Raw genomic sequence first — 5,452 nt, forward strand, 5'->3', positions numbered from 1 at the left:
CGTGAAGAAGAACGCGCGCTGCCGCTACACGACCATCCAGAACTGGTCGAACAACGTCTACAACCTGGTCACCAAGCGGGCCGTCTGCCACGAGGGCGCGACCATGGAGTGGGTCGACGGCAACATCGGCTCCAAGGTGACCATGAAGTACCCGGCGGTCTACATGACCGGCGAGCACGCCAAGGGCGAGGTGCTCTCGGTGGCGATGGCCGGTGAGGGCCAGCACCAGGACGCCGGGGCCAAGATGGTGCACGCCGCGCCGCACACCAGCAGCACCATCGTGTCGAAGTCGATCGCCCGGGGTGGCGGCCGTACCTCGTACCGGGGGCTGGTGCAGGTGCTGGAGGGCTCGCACCACAGCCGCAGCACGGTCAAGTGCGACGCGCTGCTGGTCGACACCATCTCCCGCTCGGACACCTACCCCTACGTCGACATCCGCGAGGACGACGTGTCGATGGGGCACGAGGCGACCGTCTCCAAGATCAGCGACGACCAGCTCTTCTACCTGATGAGCCGGGGGCTGAGCGAGGACGAGGCGATGGCGATGATCGTGCGCGGCTTCATCGAGCCGATCGCCAAGGAACTCCCGATGGAGTACGCCCTGGAGCTCAACCGCCTGATCGAACTCCAGATGGAGGGCGCGGTCGGCTGACGCCGCCCCGCCGCCCCACGACACCGTCGTCCCGGACAGACAGACCAAGGAAGAGATGACTACCCAGGCTTCCGCGCCGCCCAGCACCAAGTCGCAGGCGCTCCGCTCGTACGACGTCGCCGACTTCCCGGCCCTGACCGGCCTGGAGGAGGAGTGGCGCTTCACCCCGCTCAAGCGGCTCCGTGGACTGACCGACGGGGCGCAGGCCGCCACCGGCACGGTCCACCACGAGTACGCCGACCTGCCGGCCGGCGTCACCGTCGGGCGGATCGGCCGGGACGACCCCCGGGTGGGCAGCGTGCTCACCCCGGTCGACCGGGTCAGCGCGCTGGCCTACGGCGGCGCCGGTGAGGCGCTGCTGGTCGAGGTCGCGGCCGAGGCCGTGGTCGACGCGCCGGTGAGCCTGCGGGTGGTCGGGGACGACGCCGCCGGGCTGGCCTTCGGGCACACGTTCGTCGACGTGGGCCGGTTCGCCGAGGTGGTGCTGGTGCTGGAGCACGTCGGCGCGGCGACGCTCGCCGACAACGTCGAGGTGGCGGTGGCCGACGGGGCGAAGCTGACCCTGGTCACGGTCGCCGACTGGGCCGCCGACGCGGTGCAGGCCCAGCACCTCAAGGTCCGCCTCGGCCGCGACGCCAAGGTGTCGCACATCCAGGTCAGCCTGGGTGGCGACCTGGTCCGCCAGTACACCACTGTCGAGTACACCGGCCGGGGCGGCGAGGCCGAGCTGTACGGCGTCTACTTCGCCGACGGCGGCCAGCACCTGGAGCACCGCCAGCTCGTCGACCACAACGTGCCCGACTGCCGCAGTCACGTCGGCTACCGGGGCGCGTTGCAGGGCGAGCAGGCGCACACCGTCTGGGTGGGCGACGTGCTGATCCGGGCCGAGGCGACCGGCACCGACACGTACGAGATCAACCGGAACCTGCTGCTCTCCGACGGCGCGCGGGCGGACTCCGTACCCAATCTGGAGATCGAGACCGGCGAGATCGCCGGCGCCGGTCACGCCAGCGCGACCGGCCGGTTCGACGACGAGCAGCTGTTCTACCTGATGGCCCGGGGCATCCCGGCGGACGAGGCGCGTCGCCTGGTGGTCCGGGGCTTCTTCGCCGAGGTGATCAACAAGATCCCGGTCGAGTCGCTGCGTGAGCGGCTGGGGGACGCGATCGAGGCCCGGCTCTCGAAGGCCGGGGCCTGACATGATCCGGATCTGCGCGACCGAGGACGTGCCGAAGGGCACCGTGATCAGCGCCGACGTGGACGGCCTCCAGGTCGCCGTCGTGCACGGCACCGACGGCGAGTTCTACGCGGTGCACGACGAGTGCTCGCACGCCTCGGTGGCCCTGTCCGAGGGCGAGGTCGAGGGCTGCACGCTGGAATGCTGGCTGCACGGTTCCCGGTTCGACCTGCGCACGGGTGAGCCCACCGGGCTGCCCGCCACCGAACCCGTTCCCGTCTACGCCGTCGAGGTCCGCGACGGCGACATCTACCTTCCCGTGGGCGCCGACGGCCGCCCGACGCCGAGCAATGGAGTGACCCGATAATGAGCACCCTGGAGATCCGCGACCTGAAGGTGTCGGTCAAGCTGCCCGAGGGTGAGCTCAAGCCGATCCTGTCCGGCGTCGACCTGACCGTCCGGTCGGGGGAGACCCACGCGATCATGGGCCCGAACGGCTCCGGCAAGTCGACCCTGGCGTACTCGGTCGCCGGTCACCCCAAGTACGAGATCACCGGCGGCTCGGTGACCCTCGACGGGGTCGACGTGCTGGAGATGACCGTCGACGAGCGGGCCCGCGCCGGCCTCTTCCTGGCAATGCAGTACCCGGTCGAGGTGCCCGGCGTCTCGGTGGCGAACTTCCTGCGTACCGCCAAGACCGCCATCGACGGCGCGGCCCCGAAGCTGCGTACCTGGGGCGGCGAGCTGCGCGGCGCGATGGAGAAGCTCCAGATGGACCCGGCGTTCGCCCAGCGCAACGTCAACGAGGGCTTCTCCGGCGGCGAGAAGAAGCGGCACGAGATCGTGCAGCTCGAACTGCTCAAGCCCAAGATCGCCATCCTCGACGAGACCGACTCCGGCCTCGACGTGGACGCGCTGCGGGTGGTCAGCGAGGGGGTCAACCGGGTCCGCGACACCGGTGACACCGGCCTGCTGCTGATCACCCACTACACCCGCATCCTGCGCTACATCAAGCCCGACTTCGTGCACGTCTTCGTGGCCGGCCGAATCGTCGAGCAGGGTGGGCCGGAGCTGGCCGACAAGCTCGAGGACGAGGGCTACGAGCGGTACGTCGCCGGAGCCGGCGCGGCGCGGGCCTGACACACGGACGGGGACCGCTGAGATGACCACCATCGCCATCCCGGACGGGATGCCGCAGTACGACGACGTGCCGCGCTTCGACGTGGCCGCGGTGCGGGCCGACTTCCCGATCCTCGACCGGGAGGTCAACGGGCACCGGCTGGTCTACCTCGACAGCGCCAACACCTCGCACAAACCCCGCCAGGTGCTCGACGTGCTCGCCGGGCACTACGCGATGCACAACGCCAACGTGTCGCGCTCGGTGCACACCCTGGGCACCGAGGCGACCGAGGCGTACGAGGGGGCACGGGCGAAGATCGCCGCGTTCGTCAACGCGCCGAGCGTCGACGAGGTGGTGTTCACCAAGAACTCCACCGAGGCGATCAACGTGGTGGCGTACGCCTTCTCCAACGCCTCGCTGCGCGCCGACGCCGACGAGCGGTTCCGGCTCGGCCCCGGCGACGAGATCGTGATCTCCGAGATGGAGCACCACTCGAACATCGTCCCGTGGCAGTTGCTGGCCGAGCGGACCGGCGCGACGCTGCGCTGGTTCCCGGTCACCGACACCGGCCGGCTGGACGAGTCGGGGCTGGCGGACCTGGTCACCGAGCGGACGAAGATCGTCGCGCTGGTGCACACCTCCAACATCCTCGGCACGGTCAACGCCACCGCCCGGATCACCGAACGGGTCCGCCAGGTGGGCGCGCTGCTGCTGCTCGACTGCTCGCAGTCGGTGCCGCACCAGCCGATCGACGTGGTCGACCTGGACGCCGACTTCATCGTGTTCACCGGGCACAAGATGTGCGGGCCGACCGGCATCGGCGTGCTGTGGGGGCGGGGCGAGCTGCTCGCCGCGATGCCCCCGGTCATGGGCGGCGGCTCGATGATCGAGACGGTGTCGATGGCCCGGTCCACGTTCGCCGCGCCGCCGGCCCGGTTCGAGGCGGGCACCCCGCCGATCGCCGAGGCCGTCGCGCTCGGCGCGGCGGTCGACTACCTCACCGGCGTCGGGATGCGGGCGATCCAGTGGCACGAGAAGGAGCTGACCGCGTACGCGCTGGACGCGCTCGCGACCGTGCCGGGCCTGCGGATCTTCGGCCCGACGGTGCCGGTGGGCCGGGGCGGCACCATCTCGTTCGCGCTCGGCGACGTGCACCCGCACGACGTCGGGCAGGTCCTCGACTCGCTCGGCGTGCAGGTGCGGGTGGGCCACCACTGCGCCAAGCCGGTCTGCACCCGGTTCGGGGTGCCGGCGATGACCCGGGCGTCGTTCTACCTGTACACCACCACGGAGGAGATCGACGCCCTGGTGGCGGGTCTCGAACAGGTGCGGAGGATCTTCGACTGATGCAGCTGGACCAGCTCTACCAGGAGATCATCCTGGACCACTACAAGCGCCCGCAGGGGCGTGGGCTGCGCGACGCCGACCGCCCCGACGCCGAGGTGGGCGAGGCGCACCACGTCAACCCGACCTGCGGCGACGAGGTCACCGTACGGGTGGCCGCCGTCGGCGACATCGTGGTGGACATCTCGTACGACGGTGCGGGCTGTTCGATCAGTCAGGCGTCGGCGAGCGTGCTGTACGACCGGCTCTCCGGCCGGTGCGCGGGGGAGATCGCCGCCGTGCACGCGGGGTTCGTGGCGTTGATGTCCGGCCGTGGCCAGGTCACGCCGGACGAGGAACTACTCGGTGACGGGGTGGCTTTCGCGGGTGTCGCCCGCTACCCGGCCCGGGTCAAGTGCGCGCTGCTGCCGTGGATGGCGTTCAAGGACGCCGCGGCACGCGCGGGGGTGGGCATGAGCCCGACGGAGGTGGAGGCATGAGCGAGAACACCGCTACCGCGGCGACGCCGGAGACCGGTGACGCCAGCACGACGACCGACGCGGTGACGCCGCCGGCCACCAACGGTGCCGCCGGATCGGCGGACGCCGCCGCGACCCCGGCCACCGACGGTGTCGCCGGCACCACGGCTGCCGACGGTGTCGCCGGGTCCCCGGCCGCCGACGGCCCGGTGGAGGCCGCGTCGAGCGGCAGCCGGGCGGCCCTCGCCGACATCGAGGAGGCGATGAAGGACGTCGTCGACCCCGAACTCGGCATCAACGTGGTCGACCTCGGCCTGGTGTACGGCGTGCACGTGGACGACCAGAACGTCGCCACCCTGGACATGACGCTGACCTCGGCGGCCTGCCCGCTCACCGACGTGATCGAGGACCAGGCCCGGCAGGCGTTGACCACCGGACCCGGTGGGGGACTGGTCGACGACATCCGGATCAACTGGGTCTGGCTGCCGCCGTGGGGGCCGGACAAGATCACTGACGAGGGGCGGGACCAGCTCCGCTCCCTCGGCTTCAACGTCTGACCTGCGGTCCGACCTCACGGGCGCGGCACCCACACCGGGTGCCGCGCCCGCCGTCGTCCACCCGCCCTGCCCCACCCGCCCTGCCGGGCCCCGGCCCGGGTCCGGGTCCGGGTCCGGGTCCGGGCGGGGTGATCGACTCAACGG

At 71.2% G+C, this 5,452-nt stretch carries 7 protein-coding genes; all 7 read left to right on the top strand.

Annotated elements, in window-relative coordinates:
- Positions 1 to 652 (top strand): SufD family Fe-S cluster assembly protein (locus tag ACOJTC_RS05455; protein WP_420116009.1); only part of this gene is annotated, 652 nt, incomplete at its 5' end.
- Positions 653 to 707: 55 nt separating this feature from the next.
- The gene (gene sufD / locus ACOJTC_RS05460) at positions 708 to 1,850 is read left to right on the top strand and encodes a Fe-S cluster assembly protein SufD (RefSeq protein WP_420116010.1); all 1,143 of its coding nucleotides are present in this window, start codon (positions 708 to 710) and stop codon (positions 1,848 to 1,850) included.
- 1 nt (position 1,851) lies between these two features.
- Positions 1,852 to 2,196, top strand: coding sequence for a non-heme iron oxygenase ferredoxin subunit (locus ACOJTC_RS05465; protein ID WP_204926099.1), 345 nt, complete (start codon positions 1,852 to 1,854; stop codon positions 2,194 to 2,196).
- Positions 2,196 to 2,969, top strand: coding sequence for a Fe-S cluster assembly ATPase SufC (gene sufC / locus ACOJTC_RS05470; protein WP_204926100.1), 774 nt, complete (start codon positions 2,196 to 2,198; stop codon positions 2,967 to 2,969). Before ACOJTC_RS05465 ends, sufC begins: the two co-directional genes overlap by 1 nt.
- Before the next feature lie 22 nt (positions 2,970 to 2,991).
- A complete protein-coding gene (locus ACOJTC_RS05475) occupies positions 2,992 to 4,296 on the top strand; it encodes a cysteine desulfurase (RefSeq protein WP_088645040.1) in 1,305 nt (434 codons plus the stop codon).
- Positions 4,296 to 4,772, top strand: coding sequence for a Fe-S cluster assembly sulfur transfer protein SufU (gene sufU, locus ACOJTC_RS05480; RefSeq protein WP_204926102.1), 477 nt, complete (start codon positions 4,296 to 4,298; stop codon positions 4,770 to 4,772). Before ACOJTC_RS05475 ends, sufU begins: the two co-directional genes overlap by 1 nt.
- Positions 4,769 to 5,308 carry a metal-sulfur cluster assembly factor gene (locus ACOJTC_RS05485; protein WP_420116011.1) on the top strand — a complete coding sequence of 180 codons (540 nt, stop codon included), beginning with the start codon at positions 4,769 to 4,771 and terminating at the stop codon, positions 5,306 to 5,308. Before sufU ends, ACOJTC_RS05485 begins: the two co-directional genes overlap by 4 nt.
- The last annotated feature ends 144 nt before the right edge of the window (positions 5,309 to 5,452 follow it).

This window comes from Micromonospora sp., from assembly GCF_048594385.1.
Taxonomy (GTDB): Bacteria; Actinomycetota; Actinomycetes; order Mycobacteriales; family Micromonosporaceae; genus Micromonospora; species Micromonospora wenchangensis.

Excerpts from the sequence above, each read along its gene's own strand:
- sufD (WP_420116010.1), top strand. The coding sequence starts at position 708 with ATGACTACCCAGGCTTCCGCGCCGCCCAGCACCAAGTCGCAGGCGCTC.
- ACOJTC_RS05465 (WP_204926099.1), top strand. The coding sequence starts at position 1,852 with ATGATCCGGATCTGCGCGACCGAGGACGTGCCGAAGGGCACCGTGATC.
- sufC (WP_204926100.1), top strand. The coding sequence starts at position 2,196 with ATGAGCACCCTGGAGATCCGCGACCTGAAGGTGTCGGTCAAGCTGCCC.
- ACOJTC_RS05475 (WP_088645040.1), top strand. The coding sequence starts at position 2,992 with ATGACCACCATCGCCATCCCGGACGGGATGCCGCAGTACGACGACGTG.
- sufU (WP_204926102.1), top strand. The coding sequence starts at position 4,296 with ATGCAGCTGGACCAGCTCTACCAGGAGATCATCCTGGACCACTACAAG.
- ACOJTC_RS05485 (WP_420116011.1), top strand. The coding sequence starts at position 4,769 with ATGAGCGAGAACACCGCTACCGCGGCGACGCCGGAGACCGGTGACGCC.